Consider the following 21,411-nt stretch of genomic DNA (forward strand, 5'->3'; position numbering starts at 1 on the left):
TCAGTTGACGGGGGTCGAGAGGTCCTCGCCGTTCAGGAAAGCCGTCACGTTGGCCAGTTGCAGTTCCGCCATGGCGCGGCGGGTCTGCACCGTGCCCGATCCCTGATGCGGTTGCAGGTGCGCGTTGGTCAGCGCGCGGAAGCGCGGGTCGATGTTCGGCTCGTTGTTGTAGACGTCGAGCGCCGCGCCGCCGAGCTGGCCGCTTTCCAGCAGGTCGAGCAGCGCGCCTTCGTCCACGGTGGAGCCGCGCGAGATGTTGACCAGAACGCCGTCCGGGCCGAGCGCCTGAAGCGCGTCGCGGCCCACGTGGTTGACCGTCTCCGGCCCGCCGACAAGCGCGATCACCAGCCAGTCGACGGCCTTGGCCATGTCCACCACGTCGGCGTGATAGGTCCAGCCGGGGGTCTGTTTTTCCGAGCGCGAGGTGTAGTGGATATCCATCTTGAAGGCGGCGAGGCGGTCGGCGATCTCGCGCCCGATGCGGCCAAGGCCGACGATGCCCACGGAGGCACCGGACATCTTGCGGTTCAGGGGCAGGGCCTGCTCGGCCCATTTGCCCGAAGCGACCAGCAGGTGACCGCGGACCATGTCGCGGGCAAAGCCCAGCATCATGCCGACGGCGAGGTCGGCCACGTCGTCGTTCAGCACGTCGGGGGTGTTGGTGACCTTGATGCCGCGCTCGGAGGCCGCCGCGACGTCGATGGCGTCATAGCCCACGCCGAAGTTGGCGATCACCCCGAGGTTCGGCAGCGCGTCCATGGCGGCGGCGTCGAAGGGCAGGTGGCCCTTGTAGGCTATGGCGCGGACCTCGGTGCGCAGGGTCATGTCCATGGCGGCGATGTCCGCCGGGGTGCCGACGAAGGCCGAGGCATGGGCGGCGGAGAGGCGGGAGCGTTCCTCGTCCGTGAAAGGGTTGCCGACGATCAGAAGATTGGTCATGCGCGTTGCTCCAGCAGGTTACGGATGCGCCGCAGCGCTTCCTGGATGTTCTCGGTGGAATTGGCGTAGGAAAAGCGCAGGTAGCCCTCTCCGTACTTGCCAAAGGAGGTGCCGGCCACGGTGGCGACGCCGCCTTCTTCGAGGAACAGAGTCTGGGCCTCCATCGCGGAAAGTCCAGTGCCCTCGATGTTGGGGAAGGCGTAGAAAGCGCCGCCCGCGTCGGCGCAGCGCACGCCGGGCAGGGCGTTCAGGCCGTCGACGATGACGCGGCGGCGTTCGTCGAAAGCGGCGTTCATGGTGTCGACGCTGTCCTGCGGGCCTTCGAGCGCGGCGATGCCTGCGAATTGCGTGGCGGAGTTCACGCAGGAGTGGTCGTTGACGCAAAGACGCGTGACATGCGGCACCAGTTCATCGGGCCAGACGGCATAGCCCAGCCGCCAGCCGGTCATGGCGTAGCGCTTGGACCAGCCGTCCAGCACGATCAGCCGGTCGCGGATTTCCGGGTATTGCAGCAGGGACACGTGTTCGCGCCCGCCGTAGAGCATGGTCGAGTAGATCTCGTCCGAGAGGATGGCGACGTGGGGGTGCGCGGCGAGGCCTGCGACAAGCTTGTCGATCTCGGCCTTTGGGGTGACACCGCCCGTCGGGTTGGCGGGGGAGTTGATGATGATGAGACGCGTGGCGGGGGTGATCTGGGCGAGCACCTCTTCGGCGGAGAAGGCAAAGCCGTTCTCTTCCTTCAGGGCCATGGGTACGGCGGTGGCGCCGGAGTACTTGATGACCGACTCGTAGATCGGGAAGCCGGGGTTGGGGTAGATGATCTCTGTCCCCGGTTCGCCGAACATCAGCACGGCAAAGAACATCGTGGGCTTGCCGCCCGGCACGACGACGATGTTGTCGGGGTTGACCTCGACGTTGTGGCGGCGGTTGAGGTCGGCAGCGACGGCCTGACGCAAGCGGGGAATGCCGTTTGCAGGGGTGTAGCCATGCTCGCCGTCGTGCAGCGCTTTCACGGCGGCCTCGACGATGTGGTCGGGCGTCTTGAAGTCCGGCTGGCCGATGCCGAGGTTGATGATGTCACGCCCTTCGGCAGCCAGCGCGCCCGCGCGGGCCAGCACGACGAAGGCGGACTCGGTGCCGAGCCGCGACATGCCTGCCGCGAGTTTCAGGTTCGCCATGGATCCTCCCATTCGTGAAAAGCCGGCCCCGCCGGTTGTTGTGGAATTTGGTATACCAGAAATTCCGTCGATGAAAGGCCATACAGGAACGGTGGGGCGGGGCTTTCAGGCGATGATGTAAACTCTCATCCACGGCGGGAATGCCATCAGGCGTGATAGAAACTCTCATGAAACGAAATGGCGTGACTCGACGGATCGGTGACGGAGCGTTAGCGATACCGTATTCGCTGGTGACAGCTTGTCGCAGCGAGGCTAACGTGCGCTGACCGCCCGAGGAGGGGCGGACAGCACGGCCTGAACCAACGGGCCGGACCAACTGGAGGAGACGACCAATGAAAAAGACGCTTCTGGCGGCGACCGCCCTTGCAGCGCTGGCAATGCCTGCCTTTGCAGAGCGCTACGTGATGATAACGCACACCCAGGGCACCGACCCCTTCTGGCCGGTGGTCGAGAAGGGCGGCAAGGATGCCGCTGCGGCCGTGGGCGCGGAACTGGAATACAACTATGATGCTTCCGGTGACATGGCCGGCATGGCAAAGCTGATCGAAGCCGCAGCGGCCACGCAGCCCGACGGCATCATCGTGTCGCTGCCCGACGCGGACGCGCTCGGCGGCGCGATCAAGGGTGCTGTGGATGCGGGCATTCCCGTCATCACCATCAACTCGGGACTCGAAGCGTCGAAGGAAGTTGGCGCGCTGATGCACATCGGCCAGCCGGAAAAGCTGGCAGGCACCGCCGCAGGTGAGCGCGCAAAGGCTGAAGGCGTGTCCAAGGGCCTCTGCCTGAACCAGGAAGCCTACAACACCGCGCTGGCCGACCGCTGCCAGGGCTACTTTGACGGCCTGGGCCAGGAACTGAACATGATCGACGTGTCCAACGACGTCGCCCAGATCAAGACCCGGACCGCAGCCGCCCTGCAGGCGGACGAGTCGATCGACGGCCTGCTGGCCACCGGCCCGCATGTCTGCGAAGCCGCTGCCGAAGCCGTGGCCGAAGTGGGCGCGGACGTGCACCTGTCTTGCTTTGACATGTCGCCGGGTGTCATCAACCTCATCAACGACGGTGCGGTGCAGTACACCATCGACCAGCAGCAGCGCCTTCAGGGCTACCTGCCGGTGATCTTCCTGCACCTCTACAACACCAACGCAGGCATGCTGCCGGGTGCGAACGTGCCCTCCGGCCCGGGCTTCGTCGATGCGTCGAACGCGTCGAGCGTGTCCGAGCAGGCAGGCGTGAACCGCTAAGCGGCCCTCATTTCGGTGAAAATCCCGGGGGACAGACGGACACGCCTGTCCCCCTTTCCATAAGCAATTCCCGCTCCCTCCTCCGGGGGCTTCTCAAGACATGAAGGGGGATGACCCATGTCTGATCGCAGCGAGGCGGACCGCCTGACGCGCGAAACCGGCCTGACACGGCTGGCGCGCCGACCCGAGATCGGCGCGTTTTCGGTGATGGTGGTGATCGTGATCGCCCTGGCCATCGCCTCGGATTTCAAGGCCTTCAACCCGCTGGGCCTGAAGAACAACATCGCCATCATCGCGCAATACGGCATCATCGCCACCGGTGCCGCCGCGCTGATGATCGCGGGCGAGTTCGACCTGTCGATCGGGTCGATGATCGGCTTCACTGGCATGATCATGGCCATGGTGCTGAAATACGGCTTCACGCCGCTGGGCATCCCGCCCGGCCTGCCGATTGCGGCCTTCCTGATCGCCATGACGGCGGCGCTGTTCCTGGGCTGGCTGATCGGCACCATCGTGGTGCGGTCGGGGCTGTCGTCCTTCATCGTGTCGCTGGCCTTCCTGTTCTTCCTGCGCGGCGCGACCGAGGCATCGTTCCGCATCATCAACCAGTCGACGCAGATTTCCGGCCTCGAGGATTTCAAGCAGACCTCGTGGTTTGCCGACATCCTCGGCGGCGAGGTCTTTGGCTGGTTCTATGACCTGTGGTTCGCGCTGGGCGGCAACCTCAACCGCAAGGGCGAGCAGTGGGTGACGGGGTTTGACGCGCGGTTCATGTGGTGGCTGGTGATCGCCGGTGTCGCGTGGTTCGTGCTGTCGCGCACGCAGCTGGGCAACTGGATCTACGCCACGGGCGACGACAAGGCCGCGGCCAATGCCAACGGCGTGCCCGTGAACAAGGTCAAGATCGGCCTGTTCATGTTCACCGCCTTCTGCGCCTGCATCTTCGCGGCCTGTCAGGTGTTCGACACCAACACCGCCGACGCGGCCAAGGGCAACCTGCTGGAGCTTTTCGCCATCGCCATCGCGGTCGTGGGGGGTACGCTGATGACGGGCGGTTTTGGCTCGATCCTTGGCGTGGCCTTTGGCGCGATCACCGTGGGCCTGGTGGCGAACGCGGTGTTCTTCATCCCGTGGATCGACGGGTCGTGGTTCCGCGTCTTCGTCGGCACCATCCTGCTGGCCGCCGTCTTCGCCAACGAACGCATCCGCAAGCGCATCACGGGGGGGATTTGACGATGCTCCGCGTCAGCAACAAAAATGTGTCGGCCTTCGCGTTGGAGGCGAAGCCGACAGGCAGCGAAGGTCGACGCTTCATTCGAGGAGGATCGTGATGACGACACCGTATCTGAAGGTCGAGAATGTCGTGAAGAAGTTCGGCCCGTTTACGGCGCTGAACGGGGTGAACCTGGAGGTCTACCCGGGCGAGGTGCACGCGCTGTTGGGTGACAACGGCGCGGGCAAGTCGACGCTGATCAAGACGCTGGCGGGCGTACACCAGCCCACGTCGGGGCAGCTGTACATCGAGGGCAAGCCTGTCAATTTCCGCAGCCCCCGAGATGCCACGGCGGCAGGGATCGGCACGGTCTACCAGGACCTCGCGCTGAACCAGCTGATGAGCGTCACGCGCAACTTCTTCATGGGGCGCGAGCTGAAGGGGCCGCTCGGCACCCTGCGCATGGCGGAGATGGACAAGATCGCGCATGACGAGATGCTTAAGATCGGCATCAACTTCAGCGACCCGACGCAGGCGGTGGGCACCATGTCCGGCGGTCAGCGTCAGACTCTGGCCATTGCGCGGGCGATCTACTTTGGCGCCAAGGTGCTGATCCTCGATGAGCCGACCTCGGCGCTGGGGCAGAAGCAGCAGATGGAAGTGCTCAAGACCATCATGCGGGTGAAGAAGCGCGGCGACATCGCCATCATCTTCATCACCCACAACGAGATCCACTCGCAGCTGGTAGGGGATCGGTTCACCTTCCTCGCGCTGGGCGAGGTGATCGGCGCGGGCAAGGCCGGGGAGCTGAGCCACGACGAGATCCGCCGCCTGATGGCGGGCGGGACCGAGATGAAGGATCTGGCGGGCGAACTGGCCGCGATCTGACGGTTTGGTGGTTTCTCACAGGGAGGGCGGGGTATAACCCCGCCCTACGCATGTCCAGAGGGTGTGTTTGCGGATCAGATGGACCCGGCCTCGACCATGTAGGCATTCGCCGTACACATGGCGGCATCGTCCGAGGCGAGGAACAGCACCATCCGGGCAAGGTACACGGGATCGATCAGGTCGGGCAGGCATTGGCCTTGGCGGTGCTTTTCCAGCGCCTCGGGCGTGGCCCAGAGGGTTTTCTGCCGCTCGGTCATGACCCAGCCGGGGACCACGGTGTTGACGCGGATGCGGTGCGGACCGAGGTCGCGGGCCATGGTGCGGGTCAGGCCCTCGACGGCGGCCTTGGCGGTGACATAGGCGGGCATGCCGCCCACGGCCTCGCGCCAGCTGTTCGACGACATGTTTATGATCGAGCCGCCGCCGGCCGCGATCATGCCGGGGGCCACGGCCTGGATGGCAAAGAACATGTGCCGCAGGTTGGTGTTCTGGCGTTCGTCCCAGTAGTCGGGGGTCACGTCCTGCCAGCCGTGGCGGTCGTCACGGGCGGCGTTGTTGACGAGGATCGTGGCGGGGCCGAGTCTCTCGGCGAGTTTGGCGAAGGCCGCGCGCAGGGCGTCGATGTCGCGCAAGTCGCAGAATTCGAAGGCGATGTCCCCTGCGGTGTCATTGGCCAGCGCTTCAGCGGTGGTGCGGTCGAAATCGACGAAGCCCATGCGCGCGCCCTGGGCGGCGAAGGCCTTGGTGATCTCGGCACCGATGCCGGAGGCGCCGCCGGTGATAAAAACGGTCTTGCCCTTGAGGCTGGGGTAGTGGGCGAATTGGGTCATGTCGGGCCTTTCATTGGGGGTGGGGGGGGGGGGGGGGGCGCTGCCCCCTCGGCCCGTGCCGGGCCTCCCCCCGGAGGTATTTGGACCAGGAAGAAACAGGCGCGCGCGCTCAGGATTGCGCCGGTGCAATGTCTTCTTCGAGGAAGTAGCGGATGTTGTCCTCGAAGCTGTCGTCGGCTTTGAGGCCGAGGCGGGCGGCCTTTTCCGGGCGGATGTCGAGGCGCCAGCCCTTGAGGATCTCGGCGATCTCGGGCTGTTCTTCCCAGCGGATGAGTTTTGCCGGTTCCGGGCCTGCCACGGCGGTCATGGCGTCGATCATCTGGCGGATGGTCCAGACGCGGCCCGGCATGGTCATTGTCGGGTTCTTGCCCATGTCCTCGGCGGGGATTTCCGCGCCTTTGACGAGGTTCAGCGCGCATTGCTTCGGCGAGAGGTAGAAATGCGGGAAGTCGGGGTCGACGGGGCAGATCGCCTCCTGGCCTTGCAGCGGTTCGCGGAAGATCGAGGACATGAAGGAGGAGGCGGCGCGGTTGGCCTTGCCCGGGCGGACGGAGATGGTCGGCAGGCGGAAGCCGCGCCCGTCGATGAAGCCGCGCCGCGTGTAGTCGTTCACGAGGATCTCGCCGATGGCCTTTTGTGCGCCGTAGCTGATCTGCGGGTTGAGCGCCGAGTGGTCGGTGTAGGGCTGGGGCACCTCGCCGCCGAAGACAGCGATGGAGGAGGTGAAGACCAGAACGGGCTTCGTGCCGAGGGCGCGGCAGCGGTCGAGCACGTTGAGGGTGCCGAACATGTTGACCTTGTAGCCGAAGTCGAAGTCCTGCTCGGCGTGGGCCGAGACCACGGCGGCGAGCAGGTAGATGACATCCGTGTCTTCGGTGATGTTTGCCGCGACCGAGGCCGGGTCGGTGATGTTGCAGGTCGTCGCCTCGACCGGGAAGGGGGCGTCGATCAGGGGCGCGTCCGAGAGGTCTGCGAGGGTGAGCTTCGTGATGGGTTTGCCGCGCAGGGTGCCCTTGGCTGCGAGGGCGCGGGCGAGTTTCTGGCCGACAACTCCGGCGCCGCCGATGATGAGGATGTTCATTTGGATTCTCCTTCGAAGAGGGCGGGGGCGAGCGCTCCGCGATGTTGGATGACGTTCGAGGCGAGGGTAGCGGCCTGTTCGGTGGCCTGTTGCAGCGATTGGCCGAGGGCGCGGGCGGCGAGGAAGCCTGCGGCGAAGCTGTCGCCTGCGGCGGTGCTGTCGGTGACTTGCGCGACGGATGGCGGGGTGACTTGGACCGTGCCCTCGGTGGTGTGCCAGGCCGTGGCGGGGGCGCTGCCGTTCTTGACCACGACGGTTGTCGCGCCGCCCCTGGCGTAGCGGGTGACGGTGTCCCGCGGAGTCTGATCGGGGAAGATGCTTTGCTCTTCGTCGAAGGAGGGCAGGACGGTGTCCGCCACCGAGGCACCGAGGGTGAGGCCGTCGCGCATGGCGTCGATGGAGCCCCAGAGTTTCGGGCGCAGGTTGGTGTCGAAGCTGACATGTGCGCCTTGCGCGCGGGCGCTAGCGAGGGCAGCGCAGAAGGTGGAGCGCGCCTTGGGCGGCAGGATGGCGAGGGTGATGCCGGAGAAGTGGATGTTACGCCGACCCTTCAGCATGGCGGCGAGGCGGTTGGGATCGTCGGCAAGGGTCTTTGCCGCCGACTGGCCGCGCCAGTAGGAGAAGCTGCGCTCGCCGTCCTTCAGCGAGATCATGTAGAGGCCGACGGTGCGCTCGGGGTGGCGGGCCAGCGCGTCGGTGTCGAGGCCCTGGGCGCGGATGAAGTCGGCCATGTCGTCCGAGATGGCGTCCTGCCCGATGACGGTGCCGTAGGAGACGGACCACTCAGGCGGGAGCAGGCGGCGAGCGTACCACGCGGTGTTGAAGGTGTCGCCGGCAAAGCCTTGTTTCAGCAGGCCGTCCTGTGCCGGAGCCAGTTCGACCATGATTTCGCCAAGCGAGAGGAAGCTGCTCATAGCAGGCCTCGGGCGGCGAGGTTCTTCATCAGGGCGGAGACGCCGAAGTCCCACGGCGCGCAGTCGGTAGAGAGGCGCACGGTGTTGGTGAGCGCACCCAGTTTCGGTTCCGCGATGGTCACAATGTCGCCGATTTTATGAGTGAAGCCCTGGCCGGGGGCGTCGCGGTCCTCGGTGGGGGCGAAGAGCGTGCCGAGGTAGAGGAAAAAGCCGTCCGGGTACTGGTGATGCGCGCCGATGGTCTGGGCGACGATCGACCCCGGTTTGCGGCTGATCTTCGACATCGACGAGCGGCCATTGAGGGTGAAGTCATCCTCGCCCGTGACGGTGAGGGTCAGTTCGGCGTTTTCCATGTCCTCCATCGTGTAGCTCTCGTCGAAGAGGCGCAGGAAGGGGCCGATGGCGGCGGAGGCGTTGTTGTCCTTGGCCTTGCCCAGCAGGAGCGCGGAGCGGCCCTCGACGTCGCGCAGGTTGACGTCGTTGCCGAGCGTGGCGCCCACGATCTTGCCCTGCGAGGTCACGGCGAGGACGATTTCCGGCTCGGGGTTGTTCCATTTCGACATGGGGTGCAAGCCCACGTCCGCGCCGTGGCCCATGGCGGCCAGCGTCGGGCATTTGGTGAAGACCTCGGCGTCCGGGCCGATGCCGACTTCGAGGTATTGTGACCAGAGGCCCTCGGTTTGCAGGACGCGCTTGACCTCCATGGCCTTGTCCGAGCCGGGCACGATGCCTGCGAGGCTGTCACCGATCACGGCTGTGACCTTCTTGCGGATGGCGTCGGCGCGGTCGGGGTTGCCGGCGGCCTGTTCCTCGATCACCCGTTCGACCATGGACTGGGCGAAGGTGACGCCCGATGCCTTCACCACTTGCAGGTCGCAGGGGGCAAGGAGGCGCATGTCGGGGGGCATCTGGTCGACGCGGCCTATGTCCTCGCCCCGTTGCGCGTGGACGTAGGTCAGCAGGTCGTCGCGTTCGAGCAGGTCGCGCATGGTGGGGGTGTCGCGCGAGGTTATGTCGAAAAGACGGTCGTCGCGCAGAACGCAGATGGCGGGACCCGTGTTCGGGCGCCAGACGCGGGCGAGGAAGGTGCCTTTGGGATCGGGGTTTTGCAGGGTCATCGGGTCATTCCGTTTTGGACAGGTGCGGACGAATTTTCTGCGAAAATTCAGACGTGGGTGTGCGAGGTCAGGCGGGGGGCAGCATCTTGCCCGGGTTGAGGATGTTGGTGGGGTCGAGCGCGGCCTTGATGGCGCGCATGGTGGCGACGGCGACACCGTGTTCGGCCTCCATGAAATATTGCTTGCCGACGCCGATCCCGTGTTCGCCGGAGACCGTGCCGTTCATCGTGAGGGCCATGGCGCCAAGTTGGTGCACGTAATCCTCGGCGCGTTGCATGACCTCGGGGTTGGCGGGATCGACCGAGAGGCCCACGTGGAAGTTGCCGTCGCCCACGTGGCCGACGATGGTGGCGGTCAGGCCCATCTCGGCGGCCTTGTCCTGCGCCCAAGTGACAGCTTCGGCCAGTCGCGAGATCGGCACGCATGTGTCGGTGGGCCAGATGTTTCCGGCCTGTCCGTCCTTGGCCCCCAGCGCGGCGGAGGCGTAATGCGCGTTGTGGCGCATGGCCCAGAGGGCGTTGCGGTCCTCGGTCGTGGTGGCGGTTTGCCAGCCGGAGACGCCGAAGTCCTCGGCAATCGCGCTGAAGGCGTCCGTCTGTTCCTGCACGCCCGCTTGGGAGCCGTGGAATTCGAGGAAGAGGTGGGGGACTTCGGGGAGGCTGCTTTTGGCGTATTTGTTGAAGCCCTTGACCATGAACTGATCGAGCAGTTCGATCCGGGCCATGGGGATGCCGGACTGGATGGTCAGGATCACGCAGTTCACCGCTTCCTCGACGGTGGCAAAGCGGCAGGTGGCGGCGGCGGTGGCCTCGGGCTGGCCGTGCAGGCGGACGGTCATTTCCGTGATGATGCCGAGCGTCCCTTCGGAGCCGATCATGAGGTGGGTCAGGTCGTAGCCGGTGGCGGACTTGCGCGCCTGCGTGCCGGTGCGGATCACGGTGCCGTCGGCGAGGACGACCTCGAGGGCGAGGATGTTCTCGCGGATGGTGCCGTAGCGGACGGCGGTCGTGCCAGACGCACGGGTCGCCGCCATGCCGCCGAGCGAGGCATCGGCGCCCGGGTCGACGGAGAAGAACAGGCCTGTCGCCCTCAGCTCCTCGTTCAGGCGCTTGCGGGTGATGCCGGGTTGCGCGACGCAGAGCAGGTCCTCGGGGGCGACATGCAGCACCTTGTTCATGCGGTTCATGTCGAGGCACAGCCCGCCGTTCAGCGCCAGGTGCTGGCCTTCGAGGCTGGAGGCCGCGCCATAGGCGGTGACGGGCAGCCCGTGGCGATGGCAGATCTGCATGATCTGCGAGACCTCGGCGGTGGTCTCGGGGTAGGCGACGGCGCAGGGCAGGGTTTCCGGGTAATAGGTCTCGTTCTGGCCGTGCAGGCGGCGGTCGGCCTCGGAGGTGGCGAGGCGGTCGCCCAGCAGGGCGGACAGGTCGGCGAGGGCGGTGGACGTGTCAGGCATTCTTGAGACCGGAGATGAGGGCGAGAGCGACCACCATGAGCATGGAGGCGGCCATCGCGTAGTTGATGCGGCGCTGGGTGCGGTCGGAGAGGTTCATGCGGTGCAGCGAGGCTCCGGCGAACAACCAGCCGAGGTGGATCGGGATCCAGATGGCGTTGACGATGACCAGCTTGGCGAGGGTTTCGAAGACGAGGTTGTCGGGGGCAAAGGGGAAGCCCGCGTAGAGGGTTGTGTTGACGGCGTAGGCCTTTGGGTTGATCGCCTGAAGCGCGATTCCGGCGAGGATGGCGGGGGGGGCCTTGGCCTCGATGAAGGCAATGCGCGCGCCGGCAAAGGCGATGCGGGAGGCGAGGTAGAGCAGGTAGGCCAGCGAGGCGGCCATGAGCAGCCAGCGCACCACGGGAACGGACAGGATGATCGCGGCGATGCCGGTGATGACGGCGAGGGTCACGAGGTTGGTGCCGATGAACAGACCCGTCACGTAGCGCAGCCCGGCGCGGAACCCGTAGGCCGCACCAAGCCCCGCCGTGGACAGAACCCCCGGTCCCGGCGTGACGATCAGGAAAAACACGGCTGCGGCAAAGGTCAGCATGGCGCGACCCCGGCGCGGACCATCTGGTCCTGTTTCAAGATGAATCCTCCCTCGCACCGTCCCGGTGCTTGCATCGGCCCCCGGATGGTATACCATTTTGAAGAAAGCGGCTGACGCGGCGGATGTCAACACGGGGGACGGCTGCGCGATGCCCCGCGAAGGAGGAATATGGAACTTTTCAGTCTGACGGGCCGTCGCGCCCTGATCACCGGCTCGTCGATGGGCATCGGGTTTGCACTGGCGCGCGGGTTGGCGCAGGCCGGGGCGACGGTGGTGTTGAACGCGCGCAATGCGGAGCGGCTGGCCGACGCGGCAGAGGTGTTGCGCGGCGAGGGGCTGGCGGTGGAGACGCTGGTCTTTGACGTGACGGACGTGGCGGCTGTGCGCGCAGCGGTGGATGGGTTCGAGGCCGAGCATGGCGCCATCGACATCCTGGTGAACAACGCCGGGATGCAGCATCGCACGCCGTTGGAGGATTTCCCGCCGGAGATGTTCGACCGGCTGATGGTGACCAATGTCAATTCGGCGTTTTACGTCGGGCAGGCCTGTGCGCGGCACATGATCGCGCGGGGCGCGGGGCGGATCGTCAATATCGCCTCGGTGCAGACCTTGCAGGCGCGGCCCGGGATCGCGCCCTACACGGCGTCCAAGGGCGCGATTGCCAACCTGACCAAGGGCATGGCGACGGATTGGGCCCCCAAGGGCCTGAACGTGAATGCCATCGCGCCGGGATATTTCGACACGCCGCTGAATGCGGCGCTGGTGGCCGATCCGAAGTTCTCGGCCTGGCTGGAGGAGCGCACGCCGCAGGGGCGCTGGGGCCGGGTAGAGGAACTGGTGGGCGCTTGCGTCTTCCTGTGTGCGGAGGCGTCGAGTTTCGTGAACGGGCACGTGTTGTTCGTCGACGGCGGGATCACGTCGCGGCTGTAAGGGTCGGGGGCGGCTCTGTCTGGCCCTTGGCCAGAAGCGCCCGCCCGCCGACCCTTGGGCCGTTTGGGACAATTGGGAGGAGAGACTATGACTGACAAACCGATCATCGGCTTCATCGGGCTGGGCTACATGGGCCATGGCATGGCGAAGAACCTCGTGGAGAAGGGCTACACCGTCTTCGTGAAGGGCAACCGCAACCGGACCCCGGTGGACAGCCTCGTGGCGAAGGGGGCGACCGAGGTGGCGACGGCGCGCGAGATGGCGGAGCGCTGCGACGTGATCCACACCTGCCTGTCGAACTCGCCGCAGGTGGAGGCGGTGTTTCGCGGTGCGGATGGTATCCTGGCCGGGGCGCGCGCGGGGCTGGTGGTGATCGAGACCTCGACCGCCGATCCGGTGTCGACCGAGGCGCTGGCGGCGGAGCTGGCTGAGAAGGAGGGGCACATGGTGGATGCGCCGCTGGGCCGGACGCCGAAGGAGGCGGAGGCCGGGACGCTGGATTGCATGGTGGGGGCCGATGAGGACGTGTTCGAGCGTGTCTTGCCGGTGATCCAGTGCTGGGCGGGCAACATCAACCGCGTGGGTGGTGTCGGCGCCGGGCACAAGATGAAGCTGCTGATGAACACCATCAGCATGGGGTATGCGGCGCTGTATGCCGAGGTGACCGTGCTGGGGGCGAAGTCCGGGATTTCACCGCAGACCGTGCAGAAGGTCATCGGGTCGTCGCGGCTGGGCAACGGGTTCTTTGACACGTTCATGCGTTGCGTCGTGGATGGGGAGCGGGACGTGCATAAGTTCTCGATCGCCAATGCGTCGAAGGATCTGCGCTATGCGTCGAACATGGCGGCAGCGGCGGATGTCATGACGCTGTGCCTGTCGGCGGCACGGCAGTATTTCGTGCATGCCGAGGCGACGGGTCATGCGCAGGATTACGTGCCCTGGCTGGCCGACCACGTCGGCGCGCTGAACGGGATCGACATGGTGAAAGAAGCAGAGAAGGGGCGCTGAGGCGTCCCTTTTTCTTTGGGAGGATTGGAGATGCTGACGGAATACCAGAGGGAGTTTTATGCGCGTGAGGGCTATCTGAGGGTCGAGAACGTGCTGACGCCGGAGGAGCTGGCGCGGGCGCAGGAGATCGTGGCGGAATGGATCGAAGGGTCGCGGAGGGTCAGCGAGAGCGATGAGTTGTTTGATCTTGACCGAGGGCATTCGGCGGAGACTCCACGCCTCACGCGGGTGAAGCTGCCGCATCGCAACCATCCATTCTTTTGGGAACTGCTGCGCGGGTCGCGGATCACGCAGGTGCTGAACGACCTGTTGGGGCCAGACACGGTCATCAATACGTCGAAGCTTAACTGCAAGGCTCCAAGCGGCGGGGCTGCGGTGGAGTGGCATCAGGACTGGGCGTTCTACCCGGCGACGAATGACTCGCTTTTGGCCTTTGGTGTGTTGCTGGAAGACATGGACGCGGAGAACGGTCCGTTGATGGTGATCCCGGGCTCGCATCGCGGGCCGGTGTTGTCGCATCACCATGACGGGGTGTTCTGCGGCGCGATTGATCCCGCGGACCCGGATTTCGACCTGTTGAAAGCGGTGACGCTGACCGGCAAGGCGGGGGACATGACGGTGCATCATGTGCGCATCCTGCATGGATCGGCGCCCAATACCTCGACGCGGGCGCGCAAGATCCTGTTCTACGAATGCACGGCGGCGGATGCCTGGCCGTTGTTGGGGGGATCGAGCTACATTCACGGGTTGGGACAGCGCGGGTTTCACGCGGATTTGCTGGACCGGGTGGTTACCGGCGCGCCGTGTTATGCGCCGCGGGTCGAGGCGGTGCCGGTGCGGATGCCTTTGCCGCCTGCGAAGGACAATACGTCGATCTTCAAGACGCAGATGATGGGCGGGATGAAGAGCGCCTTCGTATAGGGGGCGGTTCGGGGCGGGCCCTGCGGGCGGGGGGCTCTGCCCCCGTCTGCCTGAGGCAGACTCCCCCGAGGGTATTTGGATCAAGATGAAGGTCAAGCCTGCGTGCGTGGTGAGGTCAGTAGATCACCACGGCGCGGCCTTCGGCGAGCATCTTGCGGGTGTCGAGGGGTTCTCGGAAGCCGTCGCGGACCTTGGCGGCGAGCTCTTCTTCCATGCGTTTGACCTCGGCAACCTTTGCGATGACGTCGTCGATACGGGCGAAGGGGACGACCACGACTCCGTTCAGATCGCAGACGACCATGTCGCCGGTGGAGACGTGGCGGCCGCCGACGACGGCACTGGTGGCGGTGACGCCGGGGCCGTTGGCGGAGGGCGAATTGGGGTTCAGGCCGGTGCACCAGCAGGGCAGGCCGGTCTTTACGATGCCCTCGTAGTCGCGCATCGGGCCGTCGGTGACGAAGGCCGCAGCGCCGGCGTTCTTCAGCATGCCGGACACCTGGTCGCCGATGGTGGCGCATTTCTGGTTGCCGTGGGCGGCGTGCACGAGGATGTCCCCGGGAAACATGTGTTCGATGGCGCCGAGCGTGGCGATGATGTCGGACGGGCCGCTGTCGCAGACCAGCGCCGGACCGGCGGCGAAGGTCGGCAGGTCGCGCCCGAAGCCCAGCGGCGAGATCGTGGTGTCCATGGCGGCGGTGCCGCCCATGGCGTCGGCGATATGCGCGGTTTCGACCCCCTGAAAGGCGGCGATCTGGGCCTCGGTCGGGCGGGGGGCAGAGGCGATGAGCGTGAGGGCGGGCGGGGATTCGATCATGGGGTCCTCTCAGTCCTTGGTGACGCGCCACAGAAGGCGGATGTAGGCGAGGCCGGTCGCGGTGGCTTCGCAGCGGGTCTTTTCCAGCAGGAGCCGGTCGTCTTCGATTTCGGTCAGGTGGCCGAGTTCTTCGAGCCGGTCGCATTGCAGGAGCCCGGCGAGCAGGTCGTATTTCGTGTCGATGCGGGTGCGTGCGCCAATCTGTTCGGGCGCGTCGTGGGTGATCTCGTCAAGGCGCGCGGCGGTGGCGCGGGTCCAGGCCTCGCGGGCCGTGTCGAAGCATAGGGTGACGAGGGCCGGGGTTTCGGCGCTGATCGACTGGCAAGGGGCGTGGACCTGCGCGAGGCAGAGTTTCGGGTCGGCGCCATCAGAGCGGGCGCGTTCGACGCAGGCAGGTGTGGCCGCCGTGGAAATGTCCTGTGCCAGTGCGGGCAGCGTCCAGCCGGTCAGCAGGAATGTGGCGGCCAGGGCCACGGGTCTTGAAAACATGTATCCTCCGGCACCCTTCGAAGGGGTGTCTTTGCGATGGTATACCAGATGGCCACGGGCAGGTTGTCAAGGGGTGGCTGCGCAGGGTGCTTGCATTTGGTATACCAAATGGCAAGGATACCGCAGCGGCGCCCGCCGGGATTCGGGCTGTTTGGGCTTTGGTCCTTGCAGTGATCCGAGGCAAGGATGCGCCCGACCAGACAAGCCCGAACCGGGCAGGGAGGAACAATGTCAGACACCCGCGCGAACAAGCGGTTTCGTAGCCAGGAATGGTTCGACAACCCGAACAACCCGGGGATGACGGCGCTGTATGTCGAGCGTTACCAGAACAGCACGTACACGCAAGAAGAGCTGATGTCCGAGCGTCCGGTGATCGGCATCGCAAACAGCGGCAGTGACATCGCGCCCTGCAACAAGATCCACGTCTTCCTGATGGACCGGATCAAGGCGGGCATCCGTGAGGCGGGTGGCATCCCGATGGAATTCCCGGTGCATCCGATCCAGGAGACGGGCAAACGGCCGACGGCGGCTTTGGACCGGAACCTGACGTATCTTGGGCTGGTGGAGGTGCTGCATGGCTACCCCATCGACGGGGTGGTGCTGACCACGGGCTGTGACAAGACCACGCCTGCCATGCTCATGGGTGCGGCCACGGTGGATATTCCGGCCATCGCGCTGAACGGCGGGCCGATGCTGGACGGGTGGTGGAAGGGCAAACGCGCGGGCTCGGGTGCGATCATCTGGGAGAGCCGTCGTCTGCTGGCCGAGGGCAAGATCGACTACGAGGAGTTCATGAGCCGGGTGTGTTCGTCGGCGCCCAGCCTTGGGCACTGCAACACGATGGGCACGGCCTCGACGATGAATGCCATGGCCGAGGCGCTGGGCATGTCGCTGACCGGGAACAGCGCGATCCCGGCGCCGTTCCGCGAGCGGATGGCCATGGCTTACGAGACCGGCAAGCGAATCGTGCAGATGGTGCTGGATGATCTGAAACCCTCCGACATCCTGACGCGGGAAGCATTCGAGAATGCCATCGTAGTGAATGCGGCGATTGGCGGGTCGACCAACGCGCCGCCGCATTTGCAGGCCGTCGCCCGCCACGCCGGTGTCGAACTGAACGTGAAGGACTGGGAGACGGTCGGCTTTGACGTGCCGCTTTTGGTGAACATGCAGCCTGCGGGGGAGTACCTTGGCGAAAGCTTCTTTCGCGCGGGCGGGGTGCCGGCAGTCATGGGCGAGTTGCGCAAGGCGGGCCGCATCCATGACGGCGCGATGACCGCGACGGGCAGGCCCATGGGTGAGAACCTCGATGGGTGGGAGAGTCAGGACACCGAGGTCATCAAGACCTACGATGCCCCGATGCGCAAGAATGCAGGGTTCAAGGTGCTGACGGGCAACCTGTTCGACTCGGCGCTGATGAAGACCTCTGTGATCTCGGCGGACTTCCAGAAACGCTTCCTGTCGCATCCCGGGGCCGAGGGGGTCCACGAGGCGCGGGCCATCGTGTTCGAGGGCCCGGAGGATTACCACGACCGGATCAACGAGCCGGCCTTGGCCATCGACGAGAACTGTATCCTGTTCATTCGCGGTGTCGGCTGCGTGGGGTATCCCGGTTCCGCCGAGGTGGTGAACATGCAGCCGCCGGACGCGCTGATCCGGGCAGGCATCAATCATCTGCCGACGGTCGGGGATGGCCGTCAGTCCGGGACATCGGAAAGCCCGTCGATCCTGAACGCCTCGCCCGAGGCGGTGGTCGGCGGTGGTCTGGCTTATTTGCAGACCGGCGACATGGTGCGCCTGGACCTGAACGCGTCGCGCATGGACGCGCTGGTGGACGAGGCAGAGTGGCAGGCGCGGATCGATGCCTGGGAGGCACCGGAGATCGTGAACCAGACGCCATGGCAGGAGATCTATCGCACCCATGTGGGCCAGCTGGCCGATGGCGGCTGTCTGGAACTGGCCACGGCCTATCAGAAGGTGGCCAGGGCGCTGCCGCGTGACAATCACTGAGCCATTTGCCCGGCGGTGAGACCGGGGAGGCGCTGCCTCCCCGGACCCCTCCGAGGTATTTTTGAAACCAAAGAAGCAGGGAGGGGGCGCGCATGTCTGACGCGAAATCCATCATCATCACCGGGGCTGGGGCCGGGATCGGCAAGGCCTGTGCGCTGAAGTTCCTTGAAGCGGGCTGGAAGGTCGGCCTCGTCGGGCGGCAGCCGGGGCCGTTGGAAGCAGTGGCCGATGGTCACAAGGGCGCGCTTGTGCTGCCGGGCGACGTGGCGCAGGAAATGCAGGTCGAGCAGATTTTCAATCGTGCCGCCGCCGAGTGGGGGCATATCGATACGCTGTTCAACAACGCGGGCGTGTCGGTCATGGGCGCGACCATCGACGAGATCAGCGTGGCCGACTGGCGGCGCTGCATGGATATCAACGTCACCGGGTCGTTCATCTGCGCCCGCGCGGCGTTCAAGCGTATGCGCGCGCAGGACCCGCAGGGCGGACGGATCATCAACAATGGCTCTGTCTCGGCGGATGTGCCGCGCTGGGGATCGGCACCCTACACGGCGTCGAAGCACGCGGTCACGGGGTTGACGCGGTCGATCTCACTCGACGGGCGGCCGTTCAACATCGCCTGTGGGCAGATCAACATCGGCAATGCCCTGACGGACATGGCGGAGGCGATGACCAAGGGCGTGCCGCAGGCGGATGGGTCGATTGCGGTGGAACCGGTGATGGATGTGCGCCACGTGGCCGACGCGGTCCTGCACATGGCGGAGCTTCCGCTGGAGGCCAACGTGCAGTTCATGACGGTGATGGCGACCAACATGCCCTATATCGGGCGCGGCTGAGGTCTTTTGGTTTCGTAGCAAAGGGGGCTTCGGCCCCCTTTTATCGTTGTACTGGCAGGGGACGCCGAACCTTGCCGCGGACCATGCGTTCGCGTTGCCAGATGTAGAGGCCAGAGGCGATGATGATGGACCCGCCGCCCAGAGTGTAGATCGTCGGCAGCGTGTCGAACAGCAGCCAGCCTGCAAAGGCGGCCATGAAGAGCTGGACGTAAATCACCGGCGCAAGGATCGACGCGTCCGCCATGCGGTGCGCAACGGTGGCGCAGATATGCCCTGCTGCACCGAAGCAGCCGATCAGAAGGAACGGGAGCCACGCGGTGCCTTCGGGCCATGTCCAATTCTGGAAGACGAACGGCATGAGTGCGAGGGCTGCAAAGCCTGAGGACCAGAGTTGTTGCGTGGCATTGGCTTCGATATCGGCCAGCATCCGAGTCATGACAAAGTAGAGCGAGGCGCAGACCAGCCCGCCCAAGGTCAGGAACATGGCCGGGTGAAACTCCGCCCCCCAGGGCTGCATGACGACAAGCACGCCGATGAAGCCGGTGCAGACGGCGACGATGCGGCGCAGGCCGACCTTTTCGCCCAGAAGCGGGATCGCCAGCAGGGTGATGACGATGGGACCGGCGAACATGATCGTGGTGGTCACGGTGATCGGCAGGAACTTCAGCGCCATGAAGTTGAGAATGGTCGACCCCAGCAGGAAGGTTGAGCGCAGCAGTTGCCGCCATGGTGCATGGCTGCGGAAGGCAGAGGGATCACGCAGGCCGAAGGCAAGGACGGCGACAATGAAATGCCCGGTGTAGCGGGCAAAGACCACTTGCAGCGCGGGCAGTCCGGCGAGGATCAGGAGCTTCGCCGAACTGTCGATGCAGGTGAAGAAGGCCACGGCCAGGACCATCAGCAGGACGCCGGTGCGGGTGCGCTCCTCGCGCGGTTTTGCTTCGGTCATGGCCTTGTTCCCCGTGCATGAGCCTGTCGGTCGCGCCTTTAGGTCGCGCTTGTGGGTTACGCTGCCGCCCAACCGCCGTCGATCACATGCGCCTGACCGGTGGTGAAGGCGCTCTCGTCCGAGCCGAGGTAGATGGCCAGGTGCGCGATCTCTTCGGCGGTGCCGATGCGGCCCATGGGCTGGCGGGCCTCGAAGGCGCGGCGTGCCTCGTAGTAGTCGCCCATGGCGCGCAGGCGGTCATGCAGCGAGGGGCTGTCGACGGTGCCGGGGCAGATGCAGTTCACGCGGATGCCCTGCTTGACGTAATCGACGGCGACGGATTTCGTCAGGCCGATGACGGCGGCCTTGGACAGGCCGTAGATGCAGCGGTTGGGCGCGGCAACAATGCTGGACGCCACGGAGGCGATGTTGACGATCGAGCCGCCGCCGCGTTCGATCATGCCGGGCAGCGCCGCCTGCATGGCATGGAATTGCGATTTCACGTTGAGCGCGATGGCGAAGTCGAACTCGTCATCGGTGCCGTCCAGCAGCGGGCCGGCGTGCACGAAGCCTGCGCAATTCACGAGGATATCCGGCGCGGCATTTTCGATCGCCGAGGTCAGCGCGGCCTTGTCGGTGACGTCCAGCGCCTGCGTGGTGGCGTCCAACCCGTCCAGAAGGTCGGCCTTCAGGTCGGTGGCCGTGACGGTCGCGCCCTCGCGGGCAAAGCTTTCGGCAATGGCGCGGCCGATGCCCTGTCCGGCGGCGGTGATGAAGGCGCGTTTTCCTGCAAGTCTCATGTCTCGTCCTTTCGCGGCGGGGTCAGACCCCGGTGTAATCTCCCGGCACATCCGCCGGCGTGACAGGGCGCGCTGTTTTGCCTGACAGGGCGCATGCCAATGTCATCTCCATGGCGGCGATGCCGTCCGCAGCGGTGCAAAGCACGTCGTCGCGACCACCGGCGACCACCGCGGCAAAGCGGTCGATCTGGGCCAGCAGCGGATCGAGCTTTTCGAAGCGGCGCGCGTCGTGCAGCGCGAGGGGTTTCGACCACTCGATCTCTCCGGGCGCGGAACGGCCCCATCGCGTGACAGACGGAAAGGCCAGCGCACCCTCGGTGCCTATGATGCGCAGGTAGTCCTCGCCGGATCCGGCAATGGCGGGGTTCTCATGGCTTGCCGCTTCGAAGGACCACGGTGACGCGCCAGCGTCCGAGATCAGGAACGACCCCAGGGCACCATTGGCAAAGCGAAAGGCCAGGGCGGCGGTGTCCTCGATCACAAGACCACGGCGGGCGGAGGACAAAAGGGCTGTCGCTTCGATCATCTCGCCCACGAGAAAGCGCAAAAGGTCGATTTCATGGGTCAGGTTGGTCAGCAAGGGGCCAGCCCCGGGCGCGCGCCGCCAATCTGCCTCGTAATAGCTGTCATGCTTGCGAAGCGACCAGAGACCCTGAATACCGACGAGGTCTCCGATCTCGCGCAGGGCGTCGCGTGCAGCGATGGAGAACGGGTGGCAGCGACGATGGTGCCCGGTAAAAAGGGGCAGGCCCTTGGCTTCGGCCTGATCGCGCATGAGGCGCGCCTCGTCCAGCGTGGCGCCAAGCGGCTTCTCTCCGATGACGGCCCATCCGCGCGTCAGACAGCCCGTCACAGAGGTAAAATGGTCCTGCGTCGGAGTGGCGACAATGGCGGCCTGTACGTGCCCGGGCACATCATCCAATGCGGCAACCATCGGCAACCCGGCCTGCTCCAGCCTGTCGCGCAATGCCGCGTGAGGCTCCACGACGGCCACAAGCTTGATGTGGGCAGATTGGCGCGCCACGTCGATATGGCGCTGTCCGATGGACCCTGCGCCCACGATACACAGCGGAAGTCCGGCCATTGCTAACCCTTTCGCACTTGATTTGGGGTGATGGTCGACGCACCGCCCCTGCCTTCATCTTGATCGAAATACCTCGGGGTTCGGGGCAGAGCCCCGCCGCGCCCGAAGGGCGCGCAGGTCGCCCCGGCCAAAGAACGG

General features: G+C 65.6%; 21 protein-coding genes. 8 read left to right on the forward strand and 13 right to left on the reverse strand.

Translation table 11 applies throughout. The features are described from left to right. Together ACP16H_RS13440 and ACP16H_RS13445 are read right to left on the reverse strand one after the other, a co-directional pair. Positions 1-939 (reverse strand): 2-hydroxyacid dehydrogenase, encoded by a 939-nt coding sequence (locus ACP16H_RS13440; RefSeq protein ID WP_425072823.1) that lies wholly within the window; start codon positions 937-939, stop codon positions 1-3. Continuing rightward, positions 936-2,117, reverse strand: a complete 1,182-nt coding sequence (locus ACP16H_RS13445; RefSeq protein WP_425072824.1) for a pyridoxal phosphate-dependent aminotransferase — start codon at positions 2,115-2,117, stop codon at positions 936-938. The genes ACP16H_RS13440 and ACP16H_RS13445 overlap by 4 nt, the downstream gene beginning before the upstream one ends. Before the next feature lie 332 nt (positions 2,118-2,449). Between ACP16H_RS13445 and ACP16H_RS13450 the strand changes: the two genes are divergently transcribed. The 3 genes from ACP16H_RS13450 to ACP16H_RS13460 all read left to right on the forward strand — a co-directional run bounded on the left by ACP16H_RS13450 (position 2,450) and on the right by ACP16H_RS13460 (position 5,462). Further along, positions 2,450-3,361: a sugar ABC transporter substrate-binding protein gene (locus ACP16H_RS13450; RefSeq protein WP_425072825.1), complete on the forward strand. Its 912-nt coding sequence runs from the start codon at positions 2,450-2,452 to the stop codon at positions 3,359-3,361. 117 nt (positions 3,362-3,478) lie between these two features. Beyond that, complete coding sequence (locus ACP16H_RS13455; protein ID WP_425072826.1) at positions 3,479-4,594, forward strand: ABC transporter permease; 1,116 nt, start codon at positions 3,479-3,481, stop codon at positions 4,592-4,594. A gap of 97 nt (positions 4,595-4,691) precedes the next feature. Beyond that, a complete protein-coding gene (locus tag ACP16H_RS13460) occupies positions 4,692-5,462 on the forward strand; it encodes an ATP-binding cassette domain-containing protein (protein ID WP_425072827.1) in 771 nt (256 codons plus the stop codon). 74 nt (positions 5,463-5,536) lie between these two features. Here ACP16H_RS13460 and ACP16H_RS13465 read toward each other — a convergent pair whose 3' ends face one another. The 6 genes from ACP16H_RS13465 to ACP16H_RS13490 all read right to left on the reverse strand — a co-directional run bounded on the left by ACP16H_RS13465 (position 5,537) and on the right by ACP16H_RS13490 (position 11,453). Further along, positions 5,537-6,292, reverse strand: a complete 756-nt coding sequence (locus tag ACP16H_RS13465; protein WP_425072828.1) for an SDR family NAD(P)-dependent oxidoreductase — start codon at positions 6,290-6,292, stop codon at positions 5,537-5,539. A gap of 109 nt (positions 6,293-6,401) precedes the next feature. After that, positions 6,402-7,373, reverse strand: a complete 972-nt coding sequence (denD, locus tag ACP16H_RS13470) for a D-erythronate dehydrogenase (protein ID WP_425072829.1) — start codon at positions 7,371-7,373, stop codon at positions 6,402-6,404. Continuing rightward, positions 7,370-8,287: a sugar kinase gene (locus ACP16H_RS13475; RefSeq protein ID WP_425072830.1), complete on the reverse strand. Its 918-nt coding sequence runs from the start codon at positions 8,285-8,287 to the stop codon at positions 7,370-7,372. Before ACP16H_RS13475 ends, denD begins: the two co-directional genes overlap by 4 nt. Continuing rightward, positions 8,284-9,405, reverse strand: coding sequence for a fumarylacetoacetate hydrolase family protein (locus ACP16H_RS13480; protein ID WP_425072831.1), 1,122 nt, complete (start codon positions 9,403-9,405; stop codon positions 8,284-8,286). Before ACP16H_RS13480 ends, ACP16H_RS13475 begins: the two co-directional genes overlap by 4 nt. 67 nt (positions 9,406-9,472) lie before the next feature. Then, a complete protein-coding gene (locus ACP16H_RS13485) occupies positions 9,473-10,861 on the reverse strand; it encodes an FAD-binding oxidoreductase (protein ID WP_425072832.1) in 1,389 nt (462 codons plus the stop codon). Further along, complete coding sequence (locus ACP16H_RS13490) at positions 10,854-11,453, reverse strand: LysE family translocator (protein ID WP_425072833.1); 600 nt, start codon at positions 11,451-11,453, stop codon at positions 10,854-10,856. Before ACP16H_RS13490 ends, ACP16H_RS13485 begins: the two co-directional genes overlap by 8 nt. Positions 11,454-11,621: 168 nt before the next feature. On the opposite strand from ACP16H_RS13490, the gene ACP16H_RS13495 reads away from it, so the two are divergent. The 3 genes from ACP16H_RS13495 to ACP16H_RS13505 all read left to right on the forward strand — a co-directional run bounded on the left by ACP16H_RS13495 (position 11,622) and on the right by ACP16H_RS13505 (position 14,312). Beyond that, a complete protein-coding gene (locus tag ACP16H_RS13495; protein WP_425072834.1) occupies positions 11,622-12,383 on the forward strand; it encodes an SDR family oxidoreductase in 762 nt (253 codons plus the stop codon). Positions 12,384-12,470: 87 nt separating this feature from the next. Continuing rightward, positions 12,471-13,391, forward strand: coding sequence for an NAD(P)-dependent oxidoreductase (locus ACP16H_RS13500; RefSeq protein WP_425072835.1), 921 nt, complete (start codon positions 12,471-12,473; stop codon positions 13,389-13,391). A 30-nt stretch (positions 13,392-13,421) separates the two neighbouring features. Next, entirely contained in the window at positions 13,422-14,312 is an 891-nt protein-coding gene (locus ACP16H_RS13505; protein ID WP_425072836.1) for a phytanoyl-CoA dioxygenase family protein, read from the forward strand. A 115-nt stretch (positions 14,313-14,427) separates the two neighbouring features. On the opposite strand, the gene ACP16H_RS13510 is transcribed toward ACP16H_RS13505, so the two are convergent. Further along, a complete protein-coding gene (locus ACP16H_RS13510) occupies positions 14,428-15,126 on the reverse strand; it encodes an RraA family protein (protein ID WP_425072837.1) in 699 nt (232 codons plus the stop codon). Positions 15,127-15,135: 9 nt separating this feature from the next. Continuing rightward, positions 15,136-15,615 (reverse strand): hypothetical protein, encoded by a 480-nt coding sequence (locus ACP16H_RS13515; protein ID WP_425072838.1) that lies wholly within the window; start codon positions 15,613-15,615, stop codon positions 15,136-15,138. Between the two features lie 228 nt (positions 15,616-15,843). Between ACP16H_RS13515 and ACP16H_RS13520 the strand changes: the two genes are divergently transcribed. Next, complete coding sequence (locus ACP16H_RS13520; RefSeq protein ID WP_425072839.1) at positions 15,844-17,625, forward strand: IlvD/Edd family dehydratase; 1,782 nt, start codon at positions 15,844-15,846, stop codon at positions 17,623-17,625. A gap of 92 nt (positions 17,626-17,717) precedes the next feature. Continuing rightward, positions 17,718-18,461 carry an SDR family oxidoreductase gene (locus ACP16H_RS13525; protein WP_425072840.1) on the forward strand — a complete coding sequence of 248 codons (744 nt, stop codon included), beginning with the start codon at positions 17,718-17,720 and terminating at the stop codon, positions 18,459-18,461. Positions 18,462-18,501: 40 nt separating this feature from the next. Here ACP16H_RS13525 and ACP16H_RS13530 read toward each other — a convergent pair whose 3' ends face one another. From ACP16H_RS13530 to ACP16H_RS13540, 3 genes are read right to left on the reverse strand one after another with little or no spacing between them, the layout of a single operon-like run. Beyond that, a complete protein-coding gene (locus tag ACP16H_RS13530) occupies positions 18,502-19,410 on the reverse strand; it encodes a DMT family transporter (protein WP_425072841.1) in 909 nt (302 codons plus the stop codon). 56 nt (positions 19,411-19,466) lie between these two features. Then, positions 19,467-20,189, reverse strand: a complete 723-nt coding sequence (locus ACP16H_RS13535; RefSeq protein WP_425072842.1) for an SDR family oxidoreductase — start codon at positions 20,187-20,189, stop codon at positions 19,467-19,469. 22 nt (positions 20,190-20,211) lie between these two features. After that, positions 20,212-21,273, reverse strand: coding sequence for a Gfo/Idh/MocA family protein (locus tag ACP16H_RS13540; RefSeq protein ID WP_425072843.1), 1,062 nt, complete (start codon positions 21,271-21,273; stop codon positions 20,212-20,214). Positions 21,274-21,411 lie beyond the last annotated feature (138 nt).

The sequence above is a fragment of the Sagittula sp. S175 genome, from assembly GCF_049800975.1.
GTDB lineage: Bacteria > Pseudomonadota > Alphaproteobacteria > Rhodobacterales > Rhodobacteraceae > Sagittula.